The organism is Nocardioides pymetrozini, from assembly GCF_046058985.1.
In the GTDB taxonomy this organism is placed as follows: Bacteria; Actinomycetota; Actinomycetes; order Propionibacteriales; family Nocardioidaceae; genus Nocardioides.
The window spans coordinates 4,378,433-4,404,380 of the sequence record NZ_CP175556.1 but is presented as its reverse complement, the minus strand read 5'-3'; the positions used below and the strand labels follow the sequence as shown (position 1 = coordinate 4,404,380).

The 25,948-nt window shown below is 70.1% G+C and carries 21 protein-coding genes; 9 read left to right on the top strand and 12 right to left on the bottom strand.

The annotated features are described in order from the left end of the window. Window positions 1–3: 3 nt before the first annotated feature. On the bottom strand, window positions 4–1,134 hold the full coding sequence (locus ACJ5H2_RS21540; protein WP_408897482.1) for a lipid II:glycine glycyltransferase FemX: 1,131 nt from the start codon (window positions 1,132–1,134) through the stop codon (window positions 4–6). Window positions 1,135–1,422: 288 nt separating this feature from the next. On the opposite strand from ACJ5H2_RS21540, the gene ACJ5H2_RS21535 reads away from it, so the two are divergent. After that, the gene (locus ACJ5H2_RS21535) at window positions 1,423–1,848 is read left to right on the top strand and encodes a hypothetical protein (RefSeq protein WP_408897481.1); all 426 of its coding nucleotides are present in this window, start codon (window positions 1,423–1,425) and stop codon (window positions 1,846–1,848) included. A gap of 13 nt (window positions 1,849–1,861) precedes the next feature. On the opposite strand, the gene ACJ5H2_RS21530 is transcribed toward ACJ5H2_RS21535, so the two are convergent. Further along, window positions 1,862–3,538 carry a hypothetical protein gene (locus ACJ5H2_RS21530; protein WP_408897480.1) on the bottom strand — a complete coding sequence of 559 codons (1,677 nt, stop codon included), beginning with the start codon at window positions 3,536–3,538 and terminating at the stop codon, window positions 1,862–1,864. Window positions 3,539–3,590: 52 nt separating this feature from the next. Next, the gene (locus ACJ5H2_RS21525; RefSeq protein WP_408897479.1) at window positions 3,591–4,388 is read right to left on the bottom strand and encodes a deoxyribonuclease IV; all 798 of its coding nucleotides are present in this window, start codon (window positions 4,386–4,388) and stop codon (window positions 3,591–3,593) included. Between the two features lie 101 nt (window positions 4,389–4,489). On the opposite strand from ACJ5H2_RS21525, the gene ACJ5H2_RS21520 reads away from it, so the two are divergent. The 6 genes from ACJ5H2_RS21520 to ACJ5H2_RS21495 all read left to right on the top strand — a co-directional run bounded on the left by ACJ5H2_RS21520 (window position 4,490) and on the right by ACJ5H2_RS21495 (window position 9,228). Beyond that, window positions 4,490–6,511 carry an FHA domain-containing protein gene (locus ACJ5H2_RS21520; RefSeq protein WP_408897478.1) on the top strand — a complete coding sequence of 674 codons (2,022 nt, stop codon included), beginning with the start codon at window positions 4,490–4,492 and terminating at the stop codon, window positions 6,509–6,511. Between the two features lie 181 nt (window positions 6,512–6,692). Beyond that, window positions 6,693–6,980: a 30S ribosomal protein S6 gene (gene rpsF, locus ACJ5H2_RS21515; RefSeq protein ID WP_141005114.1), complete on the top strand. Its 288-nt coding sequence runs from the start codon at window positions 6,693–6,695 to the stop codon at window positions 6,978–6,980. A gap of 127 nt (window positions 6,981–7,107) precedes the next feature. Further along, complete coding sequence (locus ACJ5H2_RS21510; RefSeq protein ID WP_408897477.1) at window positions 7,108–7,665, top strand: single-stranded DNA-binding protein; 558 nt, start codon at window positions 7,108–7,110, stop codon at window positions 7,663–7,665. Window positions 7,666–7,765: 100 nt separating this feature from the next. Next, complete coding sequence (gene rpsR / locus ACJ5H2_RS21505; protein WP_028656466.1) at window positions 7,766–8,002, top strand: 30S ribosomal protein S18; 237 nt, start codon at window positions 7,766–7,768, stop codon at window positions 8,000–8,002. A 28-nt stretch (window positions 8,003–8,030) separates the two neighbouring features. Beyond that, window positions 8,031–8,477, top strand: a complete 447-nt coding sequence (rplI, locus tag ACJ5H2_RS21500) for a 50S ribosomal protein L9 (RefSeq protein ID WP_408897476.1) — start codon at window positions 8,031–8,033, stop codon at window positions 8,475–8,477. A 106-nt stretch (window positions 8,478–8,583) separates the two neighbouring features. Continuing rightward, window positions 8,584–9,228, top strand: coding sequence for a hypothetical protein (locus ACJ5H2_RS21495; protein ID WP_408897475.1), 645 nt, complete (start codon window positions 8,584–8,586; stop codon window positions 9,226–9,228). Here ACJ5H2_RS21495 and ACJ5H2_RS21490 read toward each other — a convergent pair. After that, entirely contained in the window at window positions 9,218–9,775 is a 558-nt protein-coding gene (locus ACJ5H2_RS21490; protein WP_408897474.1) for a hypothetical protein, read from the bottom strand. The genes ACJ5H2_RS21495 and ACJ5H2_RS21490 overlap by 11 nt on opposite strands. Further along, window positions 9,772–11,136, bottom strand: a complete 1,365-nt coding sequence (locus ACJ5H2_RS21485; RefSeq protein ID WP_408897473.1) for an MATE family efflux transporter — start codon at window positions 11,134–11,136, stop codon at window positions 9,772–9,774. The genes ACJ5H2_RS21490 and ACJ5H2_RS21485 overlap by 4 nt, the downstream gene beginning before the upstream one ends. A gap of 502 nt (window positions 11,137–11,638) precedes the next feature. Between ACJ5H2_RS21485 and dnaB the strand changes: the two genes are divergently transcribed. Beyond that, window positions 11,639–13,048 (top strand): replicative DNA helicase, encoded by a 1,410-nt coding sequence (gene dnaB, locus ACJ5H2_RS21480; protein WP_408897472.1) that lies wholly within the window; start codon window positions 11,639–11,641, stop codon window positions 13,046–13,048. Between the two features lie 121 nt (window positions 13,049–13,169). Here dnaB and ACJ5H2_RS21475 read toward each other — a convergent pair whose 3' ends face one another. The 5 genes from ACJ5H2_RS21475 to ACJ5H2_RS21455 all read right to left on the bottom strand — a co-directional run bounded on the left by ACJ5H2_RS21475 (window position 13,170) and on the right by ACJ5H2_RS21455 (window position 22,094). After that, the gene (locus ACJ5H2_RS21475) at window positions 13,170–14,819 is read right to left on the bottom strand and encodes a hypothetical protein (protein ID WP_408897471.1); all 1,650 of its coding nucleotides are present in this window, start codon (window positions 14,817–14,819) and stop codon (window positions 13,170–13,172) included. A 43-nt stretch (window positions 14,820–14,862) separates the two neighbouring features. Continuing rightward, window positions 14,863–17,961 carry a type I restriction endonuclease subunit R gene (locus ACJ5H2_RS21470; RefSeq protein WP_408897470.1) on the bottom strand — a complete coding sequence of 1,033 codons (3,099 nt, stop codon included), beginning with the start codon at window positions 17,959–17,961 and terminating at the stop codon, window positions 14,863–14,865. A gap of 10 nt (window positions 17,962–17,971) precedes the next feature. Next, window positions 17,972–19,006 carry a hypothetical protein gene (locus ACJ5H2_RS21465; RefSeq protein ID WP_408897469.1) on the bottom strand — a complete coding sequence of 345 codons (1,035 nt, stop codon included), beginning with the start codon at window positions 19,004–19,006 and terminating at the stop codon, window positions 17,972–17,974. 101 nt (window positions 19,007–19,107) lie between these two features. Beyond that, complete coding sequence (locus tag ACJ5H2_RS21460) at window positions 19,108–20,340, bottom strand: restriction endonuclease subunit S (RefSeq protein ID WP_408897468.1); 1,233 nt, start codon at window positions 20,338–20,340, stop codon at window positions 19,108–19,110. Next, window positions 20,337–22,094 carry an N-6 DNA methylase gene (locus tag ACJ5H2_RS21455; protein ID WP_408897467.1) on the bottom strand — a complete coding sequence of 586 codons (1,758 nt, stop codon included), beginning with the start codon at window positions 22,092–22,094 and terminating at the stop codon, window positions 20,337–20,339. The genes ACJ5H2_RS21460 and ACJ5H2_RS21455 overlap by 4 nt, the downstream gene beginning before the upstream one ends. Before the next feature lie 1,133 nt (window positions 22,095–23,227). Here ACJ5H2_RS21455 and ACJ5H2_RS21450 point away from each other — a divergent pair. Beyond that, on the top strand, window positions 23,228–25,060 hold the full coding sequence (locus tag ACJ5H2_RS21450; RefSeq protein ID WP_408897466.1) for a hypothetical protein: 1,833 nt from the start codon (window positions 23,228–23,230) through the stop codon (window positions 25,058–25,060). 15 nt (window positions 25,061–25,075) lie between these two features. Here ACJ5H2_RS21450 and ACJ5H2_RS21445 read toward each other — a convergent pair whose 3' ends face one another. Next, window positions 25,076–25,285: a hypothetical protein gene (locus ACJ5H2_RS21445; protein WP_408897465.1), complete on the bottom strand. Its 210-nt coding sequence runs from the start codon at window positions 25,283–25,285 to the stop codon at window positions 25,076–25,078. Between the two features lie 84 nt (window positions 25,286–25,369). Further along, window positions 25,370–25,915, bottom strand: coding sequence for a dihydrofolate reductase family protein (locus ACJ5H2_RS21440; protein WP_408897464.1), 546 nt, complete (start codon window positions 25,913–25,915; stop codon window positions 25,370–25,372). Between the last annotated feature and the right edge of the window lie 33 nt (window positions 25,916–25,948).

Genomic DNA, 25,948 nt, shown 5'->3' with positions numbered 1-25,948 from the left:
TCCTCATCCCCGCCGCTTGAGGTAGAGCTGGAACGCCTTGTAGAGCGCGCGGTTCACGGGGAGGTCCCACTCGCCGGCGTACTCGACGGCCTCGCCCCCGGTGCCGACCTTGAACTGGATCAGCCCGACATGGGGGTCGTCGGCGTCGAGGGTCTCGGTGATGCCGCGCAGGTCGTAGACGGCGGCGCCCGCGGCGATCGCGTCGCGGATCATCTCCCACTGGACGGCGTTGGAGCCGCGCACCTCGCGCTTCTCGGTCGAGGAGGCGCCATAGGAGTACCAGGCGTGCTCGCCCACCCGGATCGCGATCGTGGAGGCGACCAGGTCGCCGTCGTGGCGCGCGAGCCAGAGCGTGAGCCGCTCCGGGGCGTCGGCCGACAGCGCGTCGTACATCGTCTCGAAGTAGCGCAGCGGGCGCGGCGTGAAGTGGTCGCGCTCGGCGGTGTGGGCGTAGAGCTCGTGGAAGGCAGGCAGGTCCTCGCGGGTGCCGCGGGTGACCTCGACGCCCTCCTTCGCCGCCTTCTTGATGTTGCGTCGCCACAGCTGGTTCATGCCCTTGAGGACCTCGTCCTCGGTGCGCTGGGTGCCGTCCGCGTGGCGCAGCGGGACCTGGAAGACGAACTGCGGCTGGCCGGCCGCGAAGCCGCCCTCGACGCCCTGGTACTGCCAGCCGAGCTCGTGCAGCTGCGCCACGACCCGGGCGCCCGCGGCGGTGCGCTCGGCCGGGGCGATCTCGCGCAGCAGCCGGACGCCGGGGTCCGCGATGCCCTCCTTGACCTGCGCGGTCGTCCAGCGCCGGGTCACGACCGGCGGGCCGATCCGCACCGCGAACGCGCCCTGCGTGCGCAGGTGGGCGACCAGCGGATCGAGCCATGCGGCGAGGTCGTCGCTGGCCCAGTCGATGACCGGGCCCTCGGGCAGGTAGGCCAGGGAGCGCTTCAGCTTGGGGAGCCTGCGGTAGAGCACCAGCGCGACGCCGACCTGGGTGCCGTCCTCGGCGAACCAGCCCAGCGACTCGCTGCGCCACTCGCTCTTCACCCGCGCCCAGCCTGGCGTCTGCAGGAAGCTGGCCGACGGCAGCGTGGCGAGATGCTCGCGGTGCTCGGTCGGGCTGATCGGGCGCACGCTCGGCATGGGTCCAACCTATCGGGCGGCGGATTCGCCACGGGATGGGGCGAGTGGGCTGGGGGGTGGCGGATTCACCACGGGATGTAGGTGAGTCGGGGGCTGGGGGGCGGATTCACCACGGGATGTAGGTGAGTCGGAGCTTCTGTAGCGGAGTTCCGCACGGGAAGTGCGGGTTCGCCTACATCCCGTGGTGAATCCGCCCCCGGGCGGCGGCCACCCCGCTCCCCCGCGCGACCCTCCGCCTCCGCCACCTCCCCCGGGGTGACCCGCCCGAGGCGGGGTACCGCGACCGGCATGACCGCACCCCGCCCGCTGCCGTACTGGATGAGGACCATCGACCGCCTGGTCGACGAGCAGGTGCTCGACGCCGTGGAGGCCGCCGGTATCGACCGGCGCAGCTGGTCGGTGCTGTGCCGTCTGGAGCACGGTGCCGTCCGGGCCGAGGACGTCGAGGAGCTGCTGGCGCCGTACGGCGACTCCGGGCTCACCCCCTCGGAGGTGCTGCGTGGGCTGGTCCGCGAGGGGCTGACGGAGCTGGTGGGGCACGACTACCGGCTGACGTCCGAGGGCGAGCGCCGGGTGGCCGAGCTGCAGGCCGGCCCGGTGCGCGCCGTGGTGGACCGGGCCACCGCCGACATCGACGACGCCGAGCTGGCTCGGACCCTGGAGGTTTTGGAGCGGGTGGCACGCAACCTCGGCTGGCTCGACGCGGCGCGCTGAGCCGGCCCGGGCCTCAACGCCGGCGCTCGAGCTCGGCAAGGAGGTCGCGGGCGACGGCCTCGAGCAGCGCGCGGCGCGCCGCGACCCGCCTCGGTCCGTAGGTCAGCCGCAGGTGCACGACGACGTTGTCCTCGCGGACCAGCAGGAGCCGGGCGCGTCGGCCGAGGGCCGCCTCGTCGCCGAGTCCGGCCAGGGGCACCAGCGGGTTCGCCGGATCGTCGGCGGCGGCGCTGGTGACCGAGTTGGCGAAGGTCGCCTTCGCGTGGTCGAGAGGGGAGAGGTCGTCCGCCCCCTGGAGCGCGAAGGTTCCGGTCGCCAGGTGCAGCGCCTGGCCACCGGTCGCGCTGCGGATCGCGGTGTACTGGCAGTCCACCGGCGCGCCGGCTCCCCGGCGATAGCCCATGCGGACGAGGGTCGCGGGTCGGAGGCCGGTGCAGAGGTCGGCCGCCTGCTGAGGGGTCAGCACGCCCTCCGCGGTCGCGATCAGCTCGCTCGTGCGGACGCCCTCGGCGGGTAGGCGGTAGGCGGCCAGGCCCTCGTCGTTCTCGGCGAGCAGGAGGTCGGCGACGACCGCGACCGGGCCGCCGACCCCCAGCGCGGCCCCGGCCGAGCGTCGCAGCGTCCCCAGCACCCGTGGGTCCCCCGGCTCGTCGGGGTCGACCGCGCGCACCACCGCGCCCGGCGCCAGCAGGTTGCCCTCGCCGGTGAGGGTGACCAGCCGCCCGTCGTGGGCACCGACCAGCGACTCGCCGCTCTCGAGGACGGTCAGCTTCGTCAGGCTCCGTGTGGCCGCGTCCCAGCGGTCGAGCACCGCTCCCTGGCCGTACTGCAGCACGGTGGAGCCGCCCACCGTGACGGCGCGACCGAAGCGCGGGTAGCTGCCGTCCAGCTCCCGGCCGACCACGTGCGAGGGTCGGGAGAGCTCGCGGAAGTAGAACCCGTCCGGGCCGTTGACGGCGACCAGGGCCGGCTCGGTGCCGGACAGGACCGTCTCGACGTCGTACACGTCGTCGACCGGGATCCTGCGCAGGAGGCGGCCGGAGTCCTGGTCGAAGGCCTCGAGGGAGCGCTCGTCGGAGGCGGCCGCGACCACGGTCGTCCCGTCGGTGACCGACGCGCCGGAGCCGAGCGTCCGCATCGGACGACCGTCGGTGATCCGCAGGCGCCGGGCGCCCGCGGCCGCGTCGGTCACCGCGACGGTGCGGTCGCCGACGCCGATCGTGGTCAGGTACGCCGGCTCGGGCACCCGAGTCCGCCAGCGCTCCGTTCCCGCGACGGTGTCGACCGCGACCACCCGGTCGCAGGCCGTGACGTGCACGCCGTCCTCGTCGAGCCGCCCGACGGCGACCGCGCCGATCCCGTCACCGTTCACGTCCGGGGCCGCCGCGCACACGCGCCCGCGCAGCGGGACGCGCGAGAGGCGCTCGCCGGTGGTCACGTCGTACGTCGTCACGGCGTCGTCGCCGATGACGCTGACCCGCTCGGAGGTGGTCCACAGCGCGTCCCCGCGCCGGGTGTCGGCGTCGTGGAAGGTGTCGGTCTCGTCGCTCTGCCAGGCCACGTCCAGGGCGGGGACCGGCGAGGTGGGCTCCGTGGGCTGGCCGCTCCGCTCGGGGCGGCCGCCGCCCGAGCACGCCGAGGTCAGCAGGAGGAGCGTGACCACGACGGCCGGCAGGCGGGCAGGGAGCATGGGAACAACCTCCCCGGCGGCGCCGTCGGGAAACGGCCTCCCCGGTCGCGGCTCAGACCCGCTCGCGCAGCCAGTCGAAGTCGGCGACGTGCTCGGCGGCCCCGCCGGGCGTCTCGCACACGACCGGCGCCCCGGCGTCGCGGACGACCTGGGCCAGCAGCTCGGGGTCGATCTGGCCGGCGCCGAAGTTCGCGTGCCGGTCGGCCCCGGAGTCGAAGGCGTCGCGGCTGTCGTTGGCGTGCACCAGGTCGATCCGGCCGGTGATAGCGCGGATGTCGTCGACGATCGTCTCCAGCGCGTTGCCGCCGGCGTGGGCGTGGCAGGTGTCGAGGCAGAACCCGACCATGTCGGCGCCCTCGGCGGACGCGATGGCGTCCCAGGTCCCCTTGATCCGGTCGAGATAGCGGGTCATCGCGTTGGTGCCGCCGGCGGTGTTCTCGATCAGGAGCGGGACCTTGATGTCCGTGGCCTCGATCGCCTTGCGCCAGTTGTCGAAGCCCTTCGCCGGGTCGTCCTCGTCGGTCACGTGCCCGCCGTGGACGATGAGCCCCTTGGCGCCGATCTCCGCGGCGGCGTCCATGTGCTGCTGGAGCAGCTTGCGGCTGGGGATCCGCTGGCGGTTGTTCGTGGTGGCGACGTTGATGAGGTACGGCGCGTGCACGTACAGGTCCACGCCCGCCGCCTCGGCCGCCGCTCGCAGCGCCGCCGGGCCGCCGTCGTACGACAGCACGGGGCCCTTGTAGGACTGGGGGTTGCCGAGGAAGAACTGCACCAGCGGGGCGTTGCGCGCCGCAGCCTCGGCGATCGGGTCGGTCTGGTCGACATGGGCTCCGATGCGCAGCTCGCTCATGACGCCACGGTAGCGAGCAGGGCGGACAGCCCCCGCCCCCGATCCCGCCCCGATCCGGCGCTCCCCTCGTGGATCGGGGCGCGGAGCACTACCTTCCTCGCGTGAGCACCCTCCACGTCTCCGCGGGCGGCCGCACCTGGTCGTTCGACGAACCCCGCGTCGTCAGCATCGGCCGCGACCCCGGCTCCGACATCGTCCTCTCCGCACCGTCGGTCTCGCGCCGCCACGCCCAGCTGCGCTCCGACGGCTCCGGCTGGGTGCTGGCCGACATCGGCTCCAGCGGCGGCACCTTCCTCGGCGGCACCCGCGTCACGGAGGTCCGGCTCACCGGGCCGACGGCGGTGCGCTGCGGCGGCGTCGACGGAGAGGAGCTCCTGCTCACTCCCGCCGCCGCGCGGCCCCCCGGGCCCGTCCCGATGGCCATGCCGCCGGCCGCGCTCGAGCAGACCGTGCTGCCCGGCGTCGGGCCCGCCTTCCCCGGTCCGGGTGGGCCGGGCGGCTTCGGCGGCCCCGGCCCGGTCGCCGGCCCGGGGCTGCTCGTGCGGGTCGGCGGCGTCTCGAAGCGCTTCCCCCCGGGCGTGGTCGTCCGGATCGGGCGCGACCCCGGCAACGAGGTCGTCGTCGACGACCCGTCGGTCTCCCGGCTGCACGGCGTCGTCGAGGGCCGCCCCGACGGCTGGTGGTACGTCGACCGCTCGACCGCCGGCACCTACCTGGAGGAGGACCGGGTCGTCCAGCGCCGGCTCGAGGACCCGACGACGCTGATGCTCGGCCACCCCACGGCGGGCGCCGAGATCGAGATCGTGCCCGTCGTCGCGGCCGGCGCCGCGCAGCGCTCGATCGCCAAACGGAAGCGCCGGCGCGCCGCGGCCGTGGTCGCGGGCGTCGCAGGCGCCCTGGTGCTCGTGGGCGGTGGGGTGACCGCGGCGGTGCTCCTCGACGACGACGGCTCCGGCGGCGGGGGCGGGTCCTCGGAGACCGCGGGGCTGAGCACCGAGGAGCTGGACCGGGCCAAGCTGGCCAGCGTGCTGATCATCGCCGTCGACGCGACCGGCGAGCCCCTCTACACCGGCTCCGGCACGATCATCAGCGAGGACGGCCTGATCCTCACCAACGCCCACGTCGGCAAGCCGAGCGCCCCCGGCCAGCAGCCGCCGGCGGAGGACCCGGCAGGGCTCCTGGTCGCGCTGACCTCGGCCGAGGACGACAAGCCCGCCGCGCCGTCGTACTCCGCGGAGGCGGTGGTCGCCGACGGCGTCCTCGACCTCGCGGTCCTCAAGATCACCGCGGACGCCGACGGGGACGAGGTCGACGGCGAGGACCTGGACCTGCCCCCGCCGGTACCGCTCGGGGACAGCGACGCGCTCCGCACCGGCGACGAGCTGACCGCCCTCGGCTTCCCCGCGGTGGCGCACGTGGCCGCCGACGACGGGCTGGACCGCGCGCTCACCGTCACCCGCGGGGTCGTCTCCACCTTCCTCAAGGAGGCCGCGGTCCCCGGCAACCGGGCGTGGATCGACAGCGACATCCGGATCGGCTCGGGCAACTCGGGCGGTGCGTCGATCGACGACGACGGGGAGCTGGTGGGCATCAACAGCGCCGTCGTCACCGAGTCGACGATCGGCGACAGCGGCGAGGGGGGCGCGTTCACCGGCGGGTCCGCCCGGATCCGGCCCGTCTCGCTGGCGGCGGACATCGTCGAGATCGCGAAGCAGGGCGGCGACGCCGACTACGTCTCCCCCTATCTCGACGACGTGCCCGAGCCGCCCGTCGACCCGATGGGCCAGGCGAGCGCCTCGCCGGCGGGCTGGAGCACCGACGGCAACAGCGACTGCGCGACGGCGAGCACGCTCGACGACCCGCAGGTGCTGCCGGGGGTGACCCTGCCGGCGACGCTGTTCGCGCACTTCGCGGTGCGCGGGATGCCCGACGGGACCCCGTTCACCATCGAGCTCTACAACCCCCAGGGCGAGCTGCTCGGCTCGCTCGACGGCGCGTGGGACCTCGGCCAGGACGAGGTGTGCGCGGCGGTCTCGCTCGACGTGCCCGCGGGCCTCGGCGGGGCTGTGGCGGTGCTCGTCGTCGACGAGACCCAGATCCGGAACCCGGTGATCTTCGGGTAGCCGAGGGGTCCGCGCGGGCCGGGCGTCGGGATTCGGCCCGAGCGGTCGGGCGCTGTTAGCCTGTCCCGTCCGGTGCCGCTGGCGCCGGATGCCGTCCGCTGGGCCGAACCAGTGGGCAAGCAAGGCCCTCCTGCCGTGGAAAGTCCGCGGCCGCCTGAGTCCAGAGGAGGTGGAGACCGCTTTGCGCAACTATGAAGTCGTGGTCATCCTCGACCCGAGCCTCGACGAGCGGACGGTCCAGCCGTCGCTCGACAAGTACCTGAACGTCGTCCGCAACGACGGCGGCACGGTCGACAACGTCGACGTGTGGGGCAAGCGTCGCCTGGCGTACGAGATCAAGAAGCACGCCGAGGGCATCTACGCGATCGTCAAGCTGACGGCCGCTCCGGCGACCGTCGACGAGTTCGACCGCCAGCTGACGCTCAACGAGTCCGTCCTGCGGACCAAGGTCCTGCGACCCACCGTCTGAGGAACCGAGAGATCGCGTCTGTGGACGCCGACTACCCGATGTCGGCCGTCCGGGACACGATGGGGGCCGTCGTCCGGGGCTGACCCGGACCGTGCCGTTCCGATCCCACCCTCACCAGGAGACCACCATGGCAGGCGAGACCGTCATCACCGTCGTCGGCAACCTCGTCGACGACCCGGAGCTGCGCTTCACCCCGAGCGGGGCTGCGGTCGCCAACTTCCGGATCGCGTCGACGCCGCGCACCTTCGACCGGCAGACCAACGAGTGGAAGGACGGCGACGCGCTGTTCCTCTCCTGCGCGGTCTGGCGGCAGTACGCCGAGAACGTCGCGGAGTCCCTCACCAAGGGCATGCGCGTGATCGTCACCGGCCGGCTCAAGTCGCGCCAGTACGAGACCCGCGAGGGTGAGAAGCGCACCGCCATGGAGATCGACGTCGAGGAGGTCGGCCCCGCCCTGCGCTACGCCACGGCGAAGGTGAGCCGCGCGGCTCGCTCCGGCGGTGGCGGTGGCTACGGCGGCGGTGCCCCGCAGGGTGGCGGCGCTCCGGCGGCGGACCCGTGGGGTGCCCCGTCCGGCGGCGGCGCTCCGCAGGGTGGCGGCGGCTCCGGCTACGGGGGCGGGGCTCCGGCCAACGACCCGTGGGCGGCGCCGGGCGTGGGCTCGAGCGACGAGCCCCCTTTCTGAGGTTTCGAGGCTCGCGAGCTCGCACCTCAACCATCGATACAACCAACCATTCCGGCCGCCTTGTGACTGACGCGGCCGGGCTCTGAGGAGGAGCACCACAATGGCGAAGGCAGTCGTCCGCAAGCCGAAGAAGAAGGTTTGCCAGTTCTGCAAGGAGAAGGCCACCGGTGTCGACTACAAGGACACCGCCCTTCTGAAGAAGTTCATCTCCGACCGCGGCAAGATCCGCGCCCGTCGGGTGACCGGTAACTGCGTCCAGCACCAGCGGGACGTCGCGATCGCGGTGAAGAACGCCCGCGAGGTCGCTCTGCTGCCCTATACCTCCAGCGGTCGCTGAGCAGAGTCAGAGAAGGAGAGCTGAACTCATGAAGATCATCCTGACCCAGGAGGTCGAGAACCTCGGCGCCGCCGGCGACGTGGTGGAGGTCAAGGACGGCTACGGCCGCAACTACCTCATCCCCCGCGGCTTCGGCATCCGGTGGACCCGTGGCGCCCAGGCGCAGGCGGACTCGATCAAGGCCGCGCGCTCGGCGCGCGCCGTCCGCGACGAGGCCCACGCCTCCGAGCTGAAGGCGAAGCTGGAGAACGCTCCCGTCGACGTCAAGGTCAAGGCCGGCCAGGGCGGGCGTCTGTTCGGTGCGGTCACCCCCGCCGACATCGCCGCCGCGCTCGGTGAGGCCGCCGGCGAGGCGATCGACAAGCGGACCATCGTCCTCGGCAACCCGATCAAGTCGCTGGGCAACCACGCGGTGTCGGTCAAGCTGCACGACGAGGTCTCCGCCGCGGTGGCGCTCAACGTCATCCCGAGCTGACCGCTCTCGCTCGCGTGCCACACGGCGTGGCCGGTCCCTACGGGGGCCGGCCACGCCGTAGTTTTGGGGTCACTCCTTCCTTCCCCGATCCCCAGGAGCAATCCCCATGCGTGTACGACGGCTCTGGCCTGCCGCCCTGCTGATGCTCAACCCCGTCCTCGCCGCCTGCGGCGACGACGAGCCGGACGCGGACGACGACCCGACCGTGGCCTCGAGCGCCACGGAGGAGTCCTCGCCGACCGAGGCGACCTCCCCACCGCCGACCTCCGCGCCCGCGGAGCCCACCACGAGCGCCGCCGCGGGCCTGCCGGCCGCCTGCGACGTGGTGACGGCCGACGACCTCGCCGAGGCCTACGGAATGAGCTTCGGCGCTCCCGAGGTCGGTGGCGACGACACCAGCGAGCGGGGCCTGGCCTGGACCAGCGACGACTGCTCCTTCGAGTCCCCGGGACTCGCCGAGGTCACCGTGAAGCTGACCGGCCCGGAGGACTTCACCCAGGGCGCGTTCGGCTGCCCGCAGCCCGCGGACGACGAGGGCGTCGTCGAGCCGGCGGAGGACATCGCCGGTGCCACCGGCGGCTGGTGGAAGGTCAGCAGCCCGCCGGACTTCGAGGGCGAGCTGCGCGCCTGCACCGCCACCGTGCTGCTGCAGATCGACCTCGACTACGAGGAGGGCGTCCAGTACGAGGGCGACCCGCTCAACCAGTCCGTCGGACTCGCCGAGAGGATCCTGCAGACCCTCAAGGGCTGACCACGTCGGGGGGCGTGGGCTCCGGTACGCCGGCCCACGCCCGCCCGCCGTACACCAGGCACAGCACGAACAGGGCGAGCTGGGCCAGGGCGTTGACCGCGACCGCCGGCGTCTCCAGCCACGTCAGGCCGCCGCCGATGACGAGCACGGGCGCGACGGCGCTCGCGAAGAAGCCGATCCCGGTCCACTGCAGGAGGGTCGTGGGCGTGCGGTAGCTGTCGGCGCGGGCGAGGCGCGAGAGCTCGAGGCAGACCAGGCCGCAGTAGGCCATCGCCGGCAGCCCGACGGCCCACCGCACGGCCTCCTCGGCGTCCTCCGCCCACTCGGCACCGGCCGGCACCCAGGTGAGCGCCGCCGCGGCCACCGTGGCCAGCCCCAGCGCCGTCACCAGCCCCGCGCGCTCCAGGCCGGCCCGGCGGGCCACCAGCCGGACCGCGAGCAGGGTGAGCAGCCAGCCGAGCGGTCCGGGCATCAGGTCCCACTCGCCGAGGCGCAGCTCGAGGGCGACGACGACCAGGCCGAAGGCGAACAGGTGCAGCGGCCTCATCGCGCGCGGCCCGTCGTACCGGTCACCAGCCAGGCATCGGTGCGCGAACGGTGCACGAGCGTGACCAGCCGCCCGCCCATGAACACCGCGCAGAACACCACCCACAGCCAGGGCAGGCCTGCTCCCCCTCCACTCGTCAGCAGCACGAGCGGAGCGTAGCCCGCGAGGACGGCGGCGCCGGCCCAGGCGAGGTACCGGCCGTCGCCGGCGCCGATCAGCACGCCGTCGAGGACGAAGACGACCCCGGCCACCGGCTGGGCGAGCGCGGCGACCAGGAGCACCGGCACGAGCGCCTCGCGGACGCCCTCGTCGGGCGTGAAGAGCGCGCCGAGCCAGGGACTGGTCGCGGCGAGGAGGAGTCCGGTGGCGATGCCGCTGAGGACGCCCCAGCCGACCATCCGCCGGGTCACGGCGCGGGTTCCGGCGACGTCGCCGGCACCGAGGTAGCGGCCGGTGATCGCCTGCGCGGCGATCGCGATCGCGTCGAGCACGTAGGCGAGGAAGCCCCACAGTGTCATCGCCAGCTGGTGGGTGGCGATCGGGACGGCGTCCTGGCCGGACCCGCCGGTGCTGCCGGCGCTCAGCACCACCGCGTAGGTCGTCACCAGCAGCGAGGCGCGCAGCGTGAGCGTGCGGACCAGCAGCGGTACGCCGGCGCGGGCCGCGGCGCGCACGCCGGGCAGGTCCGGGCGCAGGCCGGCCCCCTCGCGGTGTGCCGCACGGACCACGACGACCACCAGCGCGAGCGCCATGCCGGCCTGCGCGAGCACCGAGCCGAGCGCCGAGCCGGCGATCTCCAGGCGCGGCACCGGGCCGGCGCCGTACACGAGGAGGACGTTGAGGAGCAGGTTCGCGACGTTGCCGGCGACGGCGACCACGAGCGGCGTGCGGGTGTCCTGCAGTCCACGCAGCACACCGGTCCCGGCGAGGATGAGCAGCAGCGGGACCAGACCGAGGGCGGCCACCCGCAGATAGGTGGTGGCCGGCTCCGCCACGTCGGGGGAGGCACCGAAGACGGCGACCAGCGGGTCCGCGGCCAGGGCGGTCGCCAGGGTGGCGGGGACGCCGATGAGCACCGCCAGCCACAGCCCGTCCAGGCCCTGCGCGAGCGCCGCGGCCCGGTGCCCGGCGCCGATCTGGCGGGCGACCCCGGCGGTCGTGCCGTAGGCGAGGAAGATGCACAGGCCCACGACGGTGGTGACGACGGTGCCGGCCACCCCCAGTCCGGCGAGCTCCGGCGTGCCGAGGTGGCCGACGACCGCCGCGTCGCCCAGCAGGAAGAGGGGCTCGGCCACCAGCGCGAGGAAGGCGGGGAAGGCCAGCCGCGCGATCTCGCGGTCCAGCGCGCGCCGGGTGCTCACCGGGACCGTCCCGATGCCGGTGGATAAAGAGGGCCATCTTGTGGAAATCCGGGACGACCATGTGCTAGTGGAGCGAGGTCCCGGGCAGACGCGGCGGGACGGCCGGGTGGCCGAAAGGTGAACAGGGTCACACCCCGGCTTTTTGCCCTCCACAGCCCTGGAGAGGCGTTTGCGCAGGTCAGAGCGAGGATGGGCCGACCTGGACCACCTGTCTCCACAGTTTCCTCCCCACCTGGTGCACACCATGTCCGCGTGTCGTCCACGCCCGACCCCGAGTTATCCCCAACCCTTGTGGATAAGGCCCTTTCGATAGGCCGCCTCCGGCCCGTAGGTTGCCGCACTGGCGCGGTGTCCGGGCGGTGCCCCGGTGGCCCGCCCGTCGATTGTGTCGGACCGCACCGGCAGCCTGGCCACCGGTCACCGGACCAGACGAGCGACCAGAGCAGACCGAGCCGAGCAGACCGAGCCGAGCAGACCGAGCCGAGCAGGAGGTGGGAGGACCGTGAGCCTCACGGACGACCCGCCGGCCTGGACCGCCGAGCCGCCCGACCAGTGGGGCGACGGCCCCGCGGCGTACGCGCCGGGCGAGGCACCCAGCGGCGGGCGCACCCCGCCGCAGGACATGGCCGCCGAGCAGTCGGTGCTCGGCGCGATGATGATCTCCAAGGACGCCATCGCCGACGTCGTCGAGGTGCTGCGCGGGGCGGACTACTACCGGCCGGCCCACGAGGAGATCCACGAGGCGATCCTCGACCTCTACAGTCGCGGCGAGCCGGCGGACATGGTGACGGTCGCCGGGGAGCTGCAGCGGCGCGGGCAGCTGCAGAAGGTCGGCGGTGCGCCGTACCTCCACACGCTCGCGGCCAATGTGCCGATCGCCGCCAACGCCGGCTTCTACGCCGAGATCGTCTACGAGAAGGCGATCCTGCGCCGGCTGGTCAACGCCGGCACCAAGATCGTGCAGATCAGCTATGCCGGCGAGGGCGAGGTCGACGGCATCGTCAACGAGGCGCAGTCGGAGATCTACAAGGTCACCGACCGCAACAAGTCCGAGGACTATGCGCCGCTCAGCGACATCATGGACGGCGTCCTCGACGAGATCGAGGCGATCGAGAACCGCGAGGCCGGCATCTACGGCGTCCCGACCGGGTTCGCCGACCTCGACGAGCTGACCAACGGTCTGCACGCCGGCCAGATGATCGTCGTCGCGGCGCGTCCCGCGATGGGCAAGTCCACGCTGGCGCTCGACTTCTGCCGCGCCGCGTCGGTCGGGCACAACCTGACCAGCGCCTTCTTCAGCCTCGAGATGACGCGCGCGGAGATCGTGATGCGCCTGCTCTCGGCCGAGGCGCGGATCCCGCTCAACCACATCCGCAACGGCAAGATGGGCACCGAGGAGTGGGACCGCCTGGCCCGCCACGTCGCCAAGGTGTCCTCGGCCCCCATGTTCGTCGACGACTCGCCCAACATGACGATGACCGAGATCCGGGCCAAGGCGCGACGGCTCAAGCAGAAGCACGACCTCAAGCTGATGGTCATCGACTACCTCCAGCTGATGAGCTCGGGCAAGAAGGTCGAGTCCCGCCAGCTCGAGGTCTCGGAGTTCTCCCGGCAGATGAAGCTGCTCGCCAAGGAGCTGGAGATCCCGATCATCGCGCTGTCGCAGCTCAACCGTGGTCCCGAGCAGCGCGCCGACAAGCGCCCGGCGATGAGCGACCTGCGCGAGTCCGGCTCCATCGAGCAGGACGCCGACATGGTGATCCTGCTGCACCGCGACGACGTCTACGAGAAGGAGTCGACCCGTCCCGGCGAGGCCGACCTGATCGTCGCCAAGCACCGCAACGGCGCGACCCGCGACATCGTGGTGGCCTTCCAGGGTCACTACAGCCGGTTCGTCGACATGGCGCACTGAGCGGCAGGTCGTGTTGTCGAGATGCAGCGAATCTTGACAACTCGCTGTCAAGGTCAAGATCTACTGAGCGAGTAGACTTTTCCCGCGGGCCAAGACCTTGCGCTTCTCCGAAGCGCAAGAATCACCCGCCCTGGCGCAGCCGGAGCGTGAGGATGCGTTGCGGAGTGTGGCGGCTGTCCTCGCCTCTGGCGATCTTGACCGCCTCCGGGGTGTCTGAGCCAATCCAGAGCCCCAAGAAGAAGTCAGCCAACTCCTGTTCAACGGGAACCGCGGCGCTGCGGACGTGGTCATACTGGATCGTCACGGACTCGTTGTCACCCAGTCGGGCGCGAAGCACCTTGGCGGCCACCGACAGCACGGGAGGACGGCTGTGCTGCGCGAACAGCCAGTACGTCGCTGTGGGGTCATGGCCCAAGAGGTCATCGAGCTGGCTTCCCGAGATCAGCCACTTCGGCGCCTCTGCCGAAGCGTCCCGGTTGAGGGCCTGTTTGATCTGGACAAGGTGCCCAACCGTGGTCCTCATTTTCGGCAAGTCGATCTCGAGGATCACGCCCAGATCGGCCCCGAAGATCGGTTCGTGTGTGCGTGAATTGGTCGACGTCACGGACAGAACCACGGGAGGCTCGAGACCAACGCTCTGAGGGAGGGGCGCTGGCGACTCGAATGCCTGGCTGAGCGCCTGCAGTAGGGCACCCGTCAGCTCGGTCTCCTCTGACAGTCCCGAATCCGTCAGTTGGCCAACTGCTCGAGCAAGCCGGGCCCGGATCTCGTTCTCCAAACGCGGGTCGCCGAGCCACGTTCCCGCGGGAGCGCTCAAGACCTGCGGGACCGCGTAGAGATTCTGGTCAACCCACCAGGCATAGGTGGACGTGAGAGACACCAGATCTCCCGTGGTCACTGCTAGGTAAATCCCGCGCGCTTCCGGCGAACCGCGCTCGCCTGCATCCTGAAGCGCGTCTCGGACCTCGGCAAAGTCGTGCGCGCATGCTACGACCAGCTGAGTGTGCTCTTCGTCTGCGCGAGCGATGAATTCATCTACGGCTGACGCCACCAGCGCGGGGTTGTCCCGCGCAATCGTGAGCGCCTCATCGAGGTGCGCTCGCCGAGCGTACGCACCTCCCCGTCCAGTGCTCGCCTCCCGCGCTCGGCGGAGCGCCCGCTCGAGCTGGGTCATCGGATGGTCCGACCACGACGTGTCAGCCATCGAGGATGCTTCGTCGGATCCGACCGTCATTGCGACGAGTGGCGCCAATGCAGGTGGGAGTGAGCTGACCGGAACCTGCGCAAGCACCCGCAGATCGCTCATCGCCGCCCAGTCGACGGAGGGCTCCGCGAGTGCTGCGACAAAGCGTTCGCGCGATCGTTCAGGAAGTAGCTCCGCCACCGCCATGCGGAGCGACAACGGCGCCCGTCCTGACACGTTGCCGAGTGGGCCATCGACACCCGTAGCCCGCGCTGAGCGCGCGCGGCGGGCAGGATCAACTTTGGGCCAGTGACCCGGAGCCTCGGGGGCACTCTCGAAGTAAAACCACTCGGCATCATCGGTGTGGTCGTCCTCGGGATCGGCGGCGCGGGCCATCCAGCCTGCGTACTCCTCAACGTCGGCGTCCTCGCACGAACGCGCCCAGTTCGGCCTCACCAGCGCTCCGCTCTCAAGAGCGGCAGCGCCGATCTTCCTCACGCGCTCCCACTCCTCAAGCCAAGGTTGGAAGACCCGCTCCTCCAGTTCAGCAAGCATGTGCGACGCAGCGTCGTTGTCGCCGTGCTCCACGGGGTACGTCAATCGGCTGCAGTTGCAGTCTGGGCGCTCCACGTCAGCTGGTCTCCACTTTGATGTTCTCGTGCACCAACTCACCCAGGAGCTTCACGAGCTGTACCTTCACCCGGTCGTCGGTGAAGAAGTAGTCAGCCATCTTGTGGTGGCTCGTCTGATTTCCCAGGACCGCCTCGGTGACGGCGTCGGACAGGTCGGGCGACTCGACGAACTGCTTGCGGGTGTTGGCGCCCGCCTGCGCGCGGATAGTGTCGTCCTCCATCAGGACAGTGACGAGGCCTTCGACCCAGGACTGTTGTTCGGCAGGAGTGAAGTCCTCGCCGGCGAAGAGGTCGTTGATCTTCGCGAGTACCTCGGCCAGACGCACCATCCGTGGGTCGCGTGCGGCGCCGGTGCCAGTCGCAGACACAGGACGAAGCGCCACAGGCTCGCCACTGTCGAGATCCAGGGCGTGGTCACCTGAGCGAGCCTGCTTGATGTGAGTGAGCTCGACGGTGGAGAAGTCGACGGCCTCAGCGCCCAAGCGCCCGGTCAGCCGGCCGGCGAGCAAGCGAAGGTAGAGCGAGCGCTTCTCCAGGTCGGTGTCCGCGTAGTTCACGATCTGGGAGAGGAAGTCATAGAGCCGGACGAAGCTTCCGACGTCCTTACGGAAAAGATCGAGCTCCTCGACGGCACCGGCGTCACCGTCCGCGACGGCGGCGGTGTAGCGGCTGTTGAACCGATCGGCGGCAGCCTTGAGCGGTGCCGAGATCGCCCCGTGCTTGCCCGCCAGGTAGGCGGTCACGAACGCGTCGACCTCGGCGTCGGTGTAGATCCCCGCGGCGTCGAGCTTGGCCTGCAGGTCGTGGACGATGTCGGGGTCGGTGGCACCCTCAATCGTGGCCTCGCGGTAATAGGGCTTGAAGGAGCCGAGGATCTCGGCTGGATCGTTGACGAAGTCCAGGACGTACGTCGTGTCCTTGCCCCCGGCGGGATAGGTCCGGTTGAGCCGGGAAAGCGTCTGCACGGCCGTGACCCCGGAGAGCCGTTTGTCGACGTACATCGCGCTCAGCAGCGGCTGGTCGAAGCCGGTCTGGTACTTGTTCGCGACGATCAGGATCTGGAAGTCGTCGGTGCCGAAAGCGACCGGAAGTGTCCTGCCACGCAGCCCGGAGTTGAGGTTGGCCTCGGTGTACGGCGGCTCCGCACCGGCGAAGGCGACGCCATCGACGGTGATCGAGCCCGAGAACGCGACCAGCGTGGAGAGCCGGTAGCCGCGCTTGGCGATGTAGGCGTCGATCGCTTCCTTGTAACGCACGGCGTGCTCGCGGGAGCTGGTGACGACCATGGCTTTGGCGTGCCCGTCGAGCAGGTGTCGCACGTTGGCGCGGTAGTGCTCGACGATGATCTGCACCTTCTGAGCGATGTTCGTCGGGTGCAGGGACACCCAGCGCATCAGGCCCTTGGTGGCCTCGGACTCGTCGACCAGCTTCACTTCCTCCAGGTGCTGCCGAGAGCGCTCGGCGATCTGGAAGGCGGTGTCGTACGTCGTGTAGTTGCGCAGGACGTCGAGGATGTACCCTTCTTCGATCGCCTGCTGCATCGAGTAGACGTGGAATGGCCGCGGGACGCCCTCCGCGTCGGGGCGGCCGAACAGCTCGAGCGTCTTGTTCTTCGGGGTCGCGGTGAAGGCGAAGAACGAGAGGTGGGGTGATTCCGCTCGCGCGTCCATCTCCGCCGCGAGGATCGCCTCGGTGTCGATCTCGCCGCCGTCGTCGAGGTCTGCGAGTTCCTCAGCCGTGAGTACGGCGCGCAGTTGCTGGGAGGTCCGTCCGGTCTGGGAGGAGTGGGCTTCGTCGGCGATGATCGCGAACCGCTTCCCGGCCAGTCCTTGGTTGTCGCGGATCGCCTGGAGCGCGAACGGGAAGGTCTGCATCGTGACGATCACGATGAGCTTGCCGGCGAGGAGCTCGGCGGCAAGGAGACCGGACTTGGATCCGGTGCCCGCGTTGCGGACCTGATCGGCGTTGATGGTGGCGACGGTGCCGTCGACGCCCTCGATCTGCTTGATCGCCTTCTGGAGCTGGTCGTCGAGCACAGTGCGGTCGGTAACGACGATGACGGTGTCGAAGACCTTCTGGTTTCGCTTGTCGAACAGGGTGGCCAGGCCGTGCGCGGTCCAGGCGATGGAGTTGGTCTTACCCGAGCCGGCGGAGTGCATCGCGAGGTAGCGGTGCCCCGGCCCTTCATCGGCGACAGTCGCGAGCAGGTTGGTGACCAGCTCCCACTGGTGGAAGCGGGGGAAGAGCAATGTCGTCTTCTTCGACGCTTCGCCGGTGATGGGGTCGATGTCGGTGCGGGTCTCGAGGTGGAGCAGCTTGCCGATGATGTGCAGCCAGGAGTCGCGCTGCAGGACCCGCTCCCACAGGTACGACGTTGCGGCACCGTGCGGGTTGACCGGGTTGCCTGCACCCCCGTCGTTGCCCATGTTGAACGGCAGGAAGTGCGTTGCCTTTCCCGCGAGCCGCGTCGTCATCGCGACCTCGTCGTTGGAGACCGCGAAGTGCACCAAGCATCGGTTGGCGAACCCGAGCAGCGGCTCGCCCTTCGGGTCGCGGTCGATGCGGTACTGCGCCTTGGCGTGCTCGATCGACTGGGTGTTGTCGGTCTTGAGCTCGAGTGTCGCAACCGGCAGCCCGTTGACGAACAGCACCAGATCGATCGATCCCTTGTGCTCCCCGGAGTAGTAGACCTGCCGCATCACGCGCAGCCGGACGGAGCTGTACCGTTCCATCGCGGCCGTATTGAGCGTGGTGGCTGGCTTGAACTCGCACATCGAAAACCGCGCTGGCGTCTTCTTGAACCCCTTGCGGAGTACGGCGAGCGTGCCACCGCCCGACTCCAACGGCAGGTCGAGTGTCTTCACGAGCCGGTCGAGCAGCTGCTCCTTCGCGCGCTCCTGCTCAGCGGGTGACAGCGACGGCTTGATGACCTTCGCCCACTCCTCGGGCTGGGTCTCCTGAAGCCAGACGAAGACGTCGGCGGGGAACAGGGCTCGAGTCTTGTCGTACCCATCGCCGGTCGGCGAGTAGAGCCAGCCATTAGCGGCCAGGTGGGCGCAGATCTCGTCCTCGAAGGCTCGCTCGTGCTCGACGCTCACAGCAGCCACGCTAATGCGGGGATGCATCGACCGTGGCCGACATCGCAAGAACCAGCGGCTCCAGACGCAGCAACTCGCTGCGGATCTGTCCGAGCGTAAGCGTCGGCGCGAACTGCATCCGTGCTCCGAACAGGCACTCCCGATAGGCCTTGGTCGCGACCGCCATCCCGAAACCCTTCCCGAGCCACTTCGGCCCGCCGGCTTCGACCATGGCCTTCCAGGCGGTGCGGTCGACGGGGTGCCGCGGGTTGGCCGGGGTGAGCTGCCAGGGCCAGTCGGGCAACGGATCACCGTTGGCGTCGAGGACATTCTCAGCGAAGACCCGGCGCAGCAGCTCCCAGTCGAAGTCCTCGGAGGTGTCGACATCGCTCAACCGCAGCGACACGACCGGAGCAGGTCCCTTCAGCCGGTCGCGGTAGCGGCGATGAGGGTCATGGCGCCACTCGTACGCGGTCATGCCTTCCTGCACCTCGACCTGCACCCGCAGGTTCGGCACGGCCGTGGCGGACCAGAAGCGCAGCACCCAGATGCCGCCGCCGGAGGACTGGACGAGGTCGCGCTCCAAGGTCATGCCATCCAGGTGATGCGAGAGCCAGGCGATCCTGGCTCGCAGCGCGAGCTCGAACGCGGGCGGATCGTCCGGCACGTCGTTCCAGACCGTGTCGGCATCGACGGCCGGGACGAGGGTGTCCAGCTGCCGCAGCCAGGCCGTCGCTGTGGCCGCCACCCAGGGATGCGCGCTGCAGGAGTACGCCGCCAGCACCGCCTCCCACGAGAGCTCGTACCACCCGGGAGTGGTGGTCGGGTTGACCGGCAGAGCGGCGAGATGAAGCACGTAGCGCCGCTCGGCGTCGGGGAATGCCTTCGCGTAGCGCGCGAGCTGGTCCAGGCCCAGGTCGGAGAGCACCTTCGCCTCGATCGCCGCGACCTGTCGCTCGCCCACCGTCAGCAGAAGGTCGAGCCGGTCGGATCTCCGCCCTGTCCCACCCGGCACGGCGACCTCGCGCCGGACGTCCTCGGGCGCGACCCCGATCAGCTGCTCCATGGGATCGGGATCGGTCTTGATCAGCGAGGCAAGGAGGTCGCTCCACCGGTTCTCGCTCCAGCCGGGGATGACGTAGCTCAGGTCCGGCTGACGAAATCCGCTCACGCCGACGCCCGAACGTCGATCTGCCCCGTCACCGCAGCAGTGATCAGCGCCGACCTGCGCTCCTTCGAGAGCTCGATGAACTGCTCGGTCTTGTCGATCAGGACGTCGATCTTCGCGGTCTGCTTGTCAATGTGTGTAGCGATCTCGCGCTGCTCATCAAGCGGCGGTAGCGGCACCATGAGCGGGGCGATCTGTCCGACACCGATGCCCGGCTGCGCGGTCGTCATCGAGTATCGGCCGAGGTTCATCAGCCGCAGCATGTGCGCGAGCCACCCGACGTCGACGCCTTCCCTCGGTGTGACAACGATTGCGTGCTCCGACGCCCAGAACTCGCCGTGGACCAAGTGAACGTTCCCGCACAGCGCGCCCTGTCGGCCGATGAGCACGAAGGTTCCGTTGTGTGTGTATGCCGTTGCGTACCCGCGGAGTCCATTGCCGCCGAAGACACGGTACGGTCCGGTCTCTTCAATGTTGTCTGCCGTGATTCCTTCGCCAGCACGCATCGCGAGCGCGAGGTGCTTTACGCGAGTCGCATCCCAGTGCGAGGGCACACTGGCGCCAGCGAGCCACGGGATCGCTGCGGCCCTTAGACCGACCGCACGGTTGAGCCCGCAAACGAGGGCGCGTTCGATCAGTCCGTCGCGTCGCTCACGGAGGGTCGCGATCAGTTGCTCCTGCTTGGCAATGAGCGTGTCGATCTGGGCAGTCTCGCGGTCGAGGTAGTCGGCGATGGCGCGCTGCTCGGCCAGTGGCGGGACGGGCACCTCCATCCGCGCAAGGTTGCCAACGGACAGTCGGGGAAGGCCGGCGCCGCGCATCATCGATACCGCTTGGTCCCTCGACGTCTTGGCGGTGAAGACGTATGCGAGGAAGGTTGAGTCCATAACGTCCGGACGAGGGCTCACGATCACCAAGGAGGACGCGACCGCGAACTCCCGGTCTTCACGGATGACTACGGTTTCGCCGACAGTGCCGTCCTTCGAGAATAGGACATCGCCCGGGACCGGCTTACATCCGGTCTTGACCATGTATGCGTAGCTGTCAGGCGTTGTCTTGAGCGCGCTGGCGAAGTCAATTTGACCGCTCTTTACGTCGCGTGTCGAGACGAAGTCGTAGACCCCACCCTCGGTGTCGGGGGAGATGTGGGCGCCATCGGTGACGCGCCGCGCGATCGACTTCACCCGTCCGCGCTTCCAGGTAGTGGGCGTTGCCGCGTACCACTCGCTCACTTCTCAACCTCGCACAGCAGATCGAGGATCTCGGCGACCAATGTGTTGAGGTCGGCGTCGATCTCCTCGAGCGGCCGCGGTGGGAGGTACTTGTAGAAGTGCCGGGTGAACGGGATCTCGTAGCCGACCTTGGTCTTCTTCTCGTCCACCCACGCGTCGGGCACGTGCGGCAGCACCTCGGCTTCGACGTACGCCTTGATGGTGGAGTCGCGACCGTCCTCGCCGAGGTCGTTGCCGGCGTAGGTGAACGGGACGTTCTCGGTGTCGCGGAGCTTCGGGTCCGGCTTCGGGTTGCCCTTGCGATCCCGGACGACCTCGCCATGCTCGTCGAGGAGCGCTCGTTCGACGGTGATGGTCCAGTAGCCGAAGGTGTCGGTGGGGAAGATCTTGGACTGCTCGGTCTCGTCGTAGGCGGCGTAGAGCTTGACGATCTGCTCACGGTCGGCGGGCGAGATCTCGCGGGACTTGTTGCCGAGGTTCTTCCGCATCTTGGAGTGGAACCCGGTGCCGTCGATGAGCTGGACCCTGCCGATCCGCTCGGCGGGCTTGGCGTTGTCGAGAATCCACACATAGGTGGCGATCCCGGTGTTGTAGAACATGTTGGTGGGCAGGGCGACGATCGCGTCGACCAAGTCGTTCTCCAGCAACCAGCGGCGGATCTGCGATGGGCCGGACTCGGCGCCGCCGGTGAACAGCGGCGAACCGTTGAGAACGATGCCGGCGCGGCCGCCGCCGTCGTGGACGGGCCGCATCTTCGTGGCGAGGTGCTGTAGGAAAAGCATCTGGCCGTCGCTGATCGAGGGGAGTCCGCCCGGGAAGCGAGACCGTTCGCCGGCTCGGGCGACCTCGTCCTTGACCGCCTTCTCGGACGCCTTCCAGTCCACGCCGTAGGGCGGGTTGGACAGGCAGTAGTCGAAGGTGGTCCCGGCGAACTTGTCCTCGGCGAGGGTGTCACCCAGCTGGATGTTCGAGGCGTCCTGACCCTTGGCGATCATGTCCGACTTGCAGATCGCATACGACTGGTCGTTGATCTCCTGGCCGTAGAGACGCAGCCGCGCGTCGGGGTTCAGGCCGGGGTGCTCGGGAGTCCCAACGAGGTGCTCCTCTGCGACCGAGAGCATGCCGCCAGTGCCGGCCGTCGGGTCGTAGACCGTGCGGACCACGCCCTTCTCGACCAACGCCTGGTCGTCGCCCGCGAACAGCAGGTCCACCATCAGCCGGATCGCGTCGCGTGGGGTGAAGTGCTCACCGGCGGTCTCGTTGGAGGCCTCAGCGAACTTGCGGATCAACTCCTCGAAGAGGTCGCCCATCTCGGCGTTGCTGATGTTGCTCGGATGCAGGTCGACCTCGGCGAACTTCTGGACGACGATGAGCAGCCGGTTCTTCTCCGACAGGGTGGCGATCTGGTTGTCGAACCGGAACCGCTCGAAGACGTCGATGTTCTTGGAGAATCCCGCGATGTAGTCCGTCAGGTTCGCGGAGAGGCCGTCGGGGTCGCCCACGAGTCGGGTGAAGTCCCATGGGCTGGCGTTGTAGAAGCCCAGGCCAGTGGCGCGCTTGATCTTGACGTCCCGCAGTTCCTCACGCGATTCGGCTTCGGCGATCTGGCGGACGTGGTCACGGGTCGGCTCGAGGACGCAGTCCAGTCGCCGCAGGATCGTCATCGGCAGGATCACGTCGCCGTACTGGTGAGGCTTGTAGACGCCGCGAAGTTGGTCGGCGATCGACCAGACGAAGTTGCCGAGGGTGCTCACATGTCTCCTGTGCTGTGCTGAAAAGAGGGCGACCGTCGGGATGGTCTCGGCCCCTCGGCTGAGGTTACGTGTCGGTCCCGGCGCTTTGAGTGGATCCCAGGGAATCGGCGGCCGCTGCGGCAGAGGGCGGGTACGCCGAGAGCAGCCACTCAAGGCGAGCCAGCTCCGAGCGGATCTCCCGCTCCCGTCGGTACGTGATGTCGCCCGCGAGAGCTCGGTGTCGCTCATCGATCTGCTGGACCAAGGCGGCGGCGGCATACAGCGCTCGCTTACGGCAGTTGGCTGAGCAGAAGAGCGGTGGACGCCCTCGTCCGGCACTCCAGGTGAGGCGCTGGCTGCACTCGGGGTTGTCGCAGCGTCGAGTCATAGCGTCGTCATGGGCCGCGTGCACATGTCAGCGGGCTAAAGCCCCCAGGGCGAGTGGAGCCGTTGGGTGACGGCCGCCCACTAGCCCTGGACGCATCCATGGCCGCGAGGGGCGCACTTTGGCGAGCGTCTCCTGGGCAGCCGACCTCGTCAAGACCGATGGAAACTCGTCAAGCGTCGCTGCGCATGGACAGTCGTCATCCGCGGGCCGCCCTGGCAGCCAGGTCCTGGCCTCACGGGATGCGGTGGGGCGCCGCGCGCCGGGGCGCGAGTGCTCAGCGCGCGAGCAACCCCACTCGGCCACCTGGGGCGGCAGATCGGGCAGCGGCGAGGATCCCCGACACGTCCCAGACCTGATCGTGCGCGGCGTGGGTGTCGTTGCGGACCAAGTCCTCCGCGCGATGCGGCTGTGCGGTGGCGTGGTGCGGCTCGAAGCCCTCGGCGACGGCCGATCGCAGCACCTCGAGCCACGCGGCCGCGCGGAACTCCCTCCATGCCCGGGATCCAGGGAGCCGTGCGCCCGGGGGAGGCCAGCAGCCTCGACGGTGGGAAGTCTCGAGGCTCGGCGCCGGGGCGCCTCGCACCTCGACCACCCGGAGGAAGAGTTGCGGGCGGAGCGCGCCATGCCCGCTGCGGCATAGCTCCGCACCGTTTTGGCAATGGACGGGCATCCGAGGCGCTGCCTAGCCTCCCCTCAGGGCCCACCAGCCCGAGAGGACGGCGTCGAGGACCGCGGACCGTCCCCGCCCACCTTCCGGAGGCACGTCATGCGCAAGTCCACGCTCGGCAGCGGGCGGCGCGGCGCCGTCGCCCTTCTCGGATCCGTCGCCCTGGTCGGTGGCGTGCTCGCGCTCGCGGGCACCACCACGTCGGCGTCCACGCCGGACGCCTCGGCATCCCCCGACCCCCACGTGCCGTTCGCATGCGAGAACCGGCGGCCCGGGCCGGTCGACCCCGGCAGCTACGGCATGCAGCTCGACAAGACGTTCCTCCACCCGGCACTGACCTATGTCAACGAGGCCGAGAAGCACCCCTTCCCGGGCGGAGGCGCGGATCTCTTCGCCGACAACGAGGGCTACGACCCGGCTCGCTACCGCTCGGACAACGTCAAGGTCGAGGCGCACTATCCCGGGGCGGCGTTCACGCCCGACCCCTTCCACACCTGGCAGAACATCGTCGACTTCGACGGGCGCCGCTATCTGTTCCAGTACGACCGCAGCGACGCGCGGGTCTACGACATCACCGACGTGCGCGACGTGCGGATCGTCGAGTCGCTCTCCCGCGACGACGTCCCGTGGGACGTCGAGGGCAACCCGGAGGCACAGCCGAGCGCCGACTGGGCGCCGCATGACTTCTGGGGCGCCTCGACGATCCAGTGGAGCGAGCGGTACGACGCCTATGTCATGGTGCAGAGCTTCGAGCAGAAGCGTCAGATCGGGTTCTGGCTGGAGGACGCCCCCGGGCACAACAAGTTCGACGACCCGCAGGGTGTCGCCGATGCGCGCGCCGACACCCAGCTGAAGGGCTTCAAGGTCTACCGGCTCGACGGACCCCGCAAGCAGGACTGGACCCTGCTGGCCACGGTCAGCACGGACCAGACCCAGGAGGACCCGCTCGCCCCCGACCTGTCCCGGCCCCAGCAGGGCTCGGGCTCGCTGGACGTGCCCTACTGGACCGGAGGCCGCTACATGTTCATCGCGACCGCGCCCAGCGACGACTGGTCGATGAACGAGTACCCGACCTACCTCTACTCGGCCGGCATCCAGGCCTGGGACATGGCCGACCCGGCGCACCCGACGCTGCTCGACACCTGGCACCGCGAGGGGCAGGTCCGCGGCGAGGAGGCGGCGTACCGGGAGAACCCGCGCTGCGGCAACCGCACCTCGTGGATGGGTGCGCGGATGCCGCTGTTCGTCCCGACGCCGCCGGAGGAGGGCGGCACCGTCGCCTTCGCCGCGCTCGGCGGCTTCGGCCTGTCGGTGCTCGACATCTCCGACCCCGCGGACCTGCGCGAGATCGGCCATCTCGACCTGCCGATGTCGGTCGCCGGCACGGAGGGCGACAACGTCGACGTGTCCCAGTACGAGGAGACGGGCTACGTCTACGTGAGCGGCTACCCTCTCTCGGAGGACTGCTACGAGCCCTACAAGGACGTCTTCCAGGTCGACGCCCGCGACCCCAGCAAGCCCCGCATCGTCGGTCGGCTGCCGCGGCCGACCCCACCCGCCGGCGCGGCGATCAGCGACTACTGCCAGCGCGGCGGCAGCTTCGGGCCCAAGCGCACCGGCTCCTACACCTCGCCGGGTGACCCCCAGGACGGCCTGCTCGTCTACGACTTCTACAACGCCGGCGCCCAGCTCTTCGACGTCAGCAAGCCCGGGGCGCCGCGGATCGCGGGCTACTTCGCGCCGCCGACCTACGGCGCGGAGACGCCCGACTACGCCCGCGGCAATGTCACCCACGCGGTGTACGTCGAGTGGGACCGCAAGGTCGTGTGGCTGTTCACCAACGACGGCATGTACGCGCTGACGTCGAAGAGGCTCCTCGGCAAGCCCGACCTGGACCGTCCCGACGCGCCCTTCCGCACCAGCGCCCGGTGAGGGCCGTGCTCGACGTCAGCGGGAGGGCTCCAGGTCGTCGCACTCGATCTTCGGGTTGACGCCGAAGTAGTTGAGCGGCCCGGCGACGATCGTCAGAGCCGTGTCGCCGAAGGTCTTGCAGTTCACCTCCCGGTCGTCGCTGAAGTAGCCGCGCTGCACGGCGGCCACCACGCCGATCACCAGCCAGATGACGACGATGACGCCGCCGATGCCCGTTCCTCTCATCGTGTCCTCCTCCGGGATGCTCTCCCTGAGCAGTACCCGCGACGGCGCGATACACGTGGCCGGGCCGCGAACGCCCGGCAGGCGCTAGCGTCGGGGCACGTAGCGCAGGGCCACCGCGCCGGAGGCGTAGTCGACGCGGTCCACGAGCTCGAGGTCCAGCGGCCGGGCGAGGCCGTCGAAGAGCCGGCGACCCGCGCCGGCCACGCGCGGGTGGACGACCAGCTCGTACTCGTCGATCAGCCCGAGCTCCGCCAGGGCCTGGGGGAGCTGCACGCCGCCGACGAGCAGGCCGTCGCCCGGCTCCTCCTTGAGCCGGCGTACGGCGTCGGCGAGGTCGCCGTGAACGAGCTCGGCGTTCCAGCCGACGCTCGGCAGCGTGCTCGACACGACGTACTTGCGCGCCGCGTCGATCGTCCGTGCGAAGGGATCGTCGTCCCTCGGCGCGCGGAACGCCTCCTCCATCATCGTGTAGGTCACCCGGCCGAAGAGGAGTGCGTCGGCGCGGGCGAGCGTCGCGGCTGCCTGTTGGTGCAGCTCCTCGAGCGCGGCGTCGCCCACGTCGCCGGGCATCGCCCGGTGGTCGCAGACGCCGTCGAGGGTGACGTTGATCGAGTAGCGCAGTGGTCGCATGGAGGCTCCGGGGGACGGGGGAGTGGTCACCAG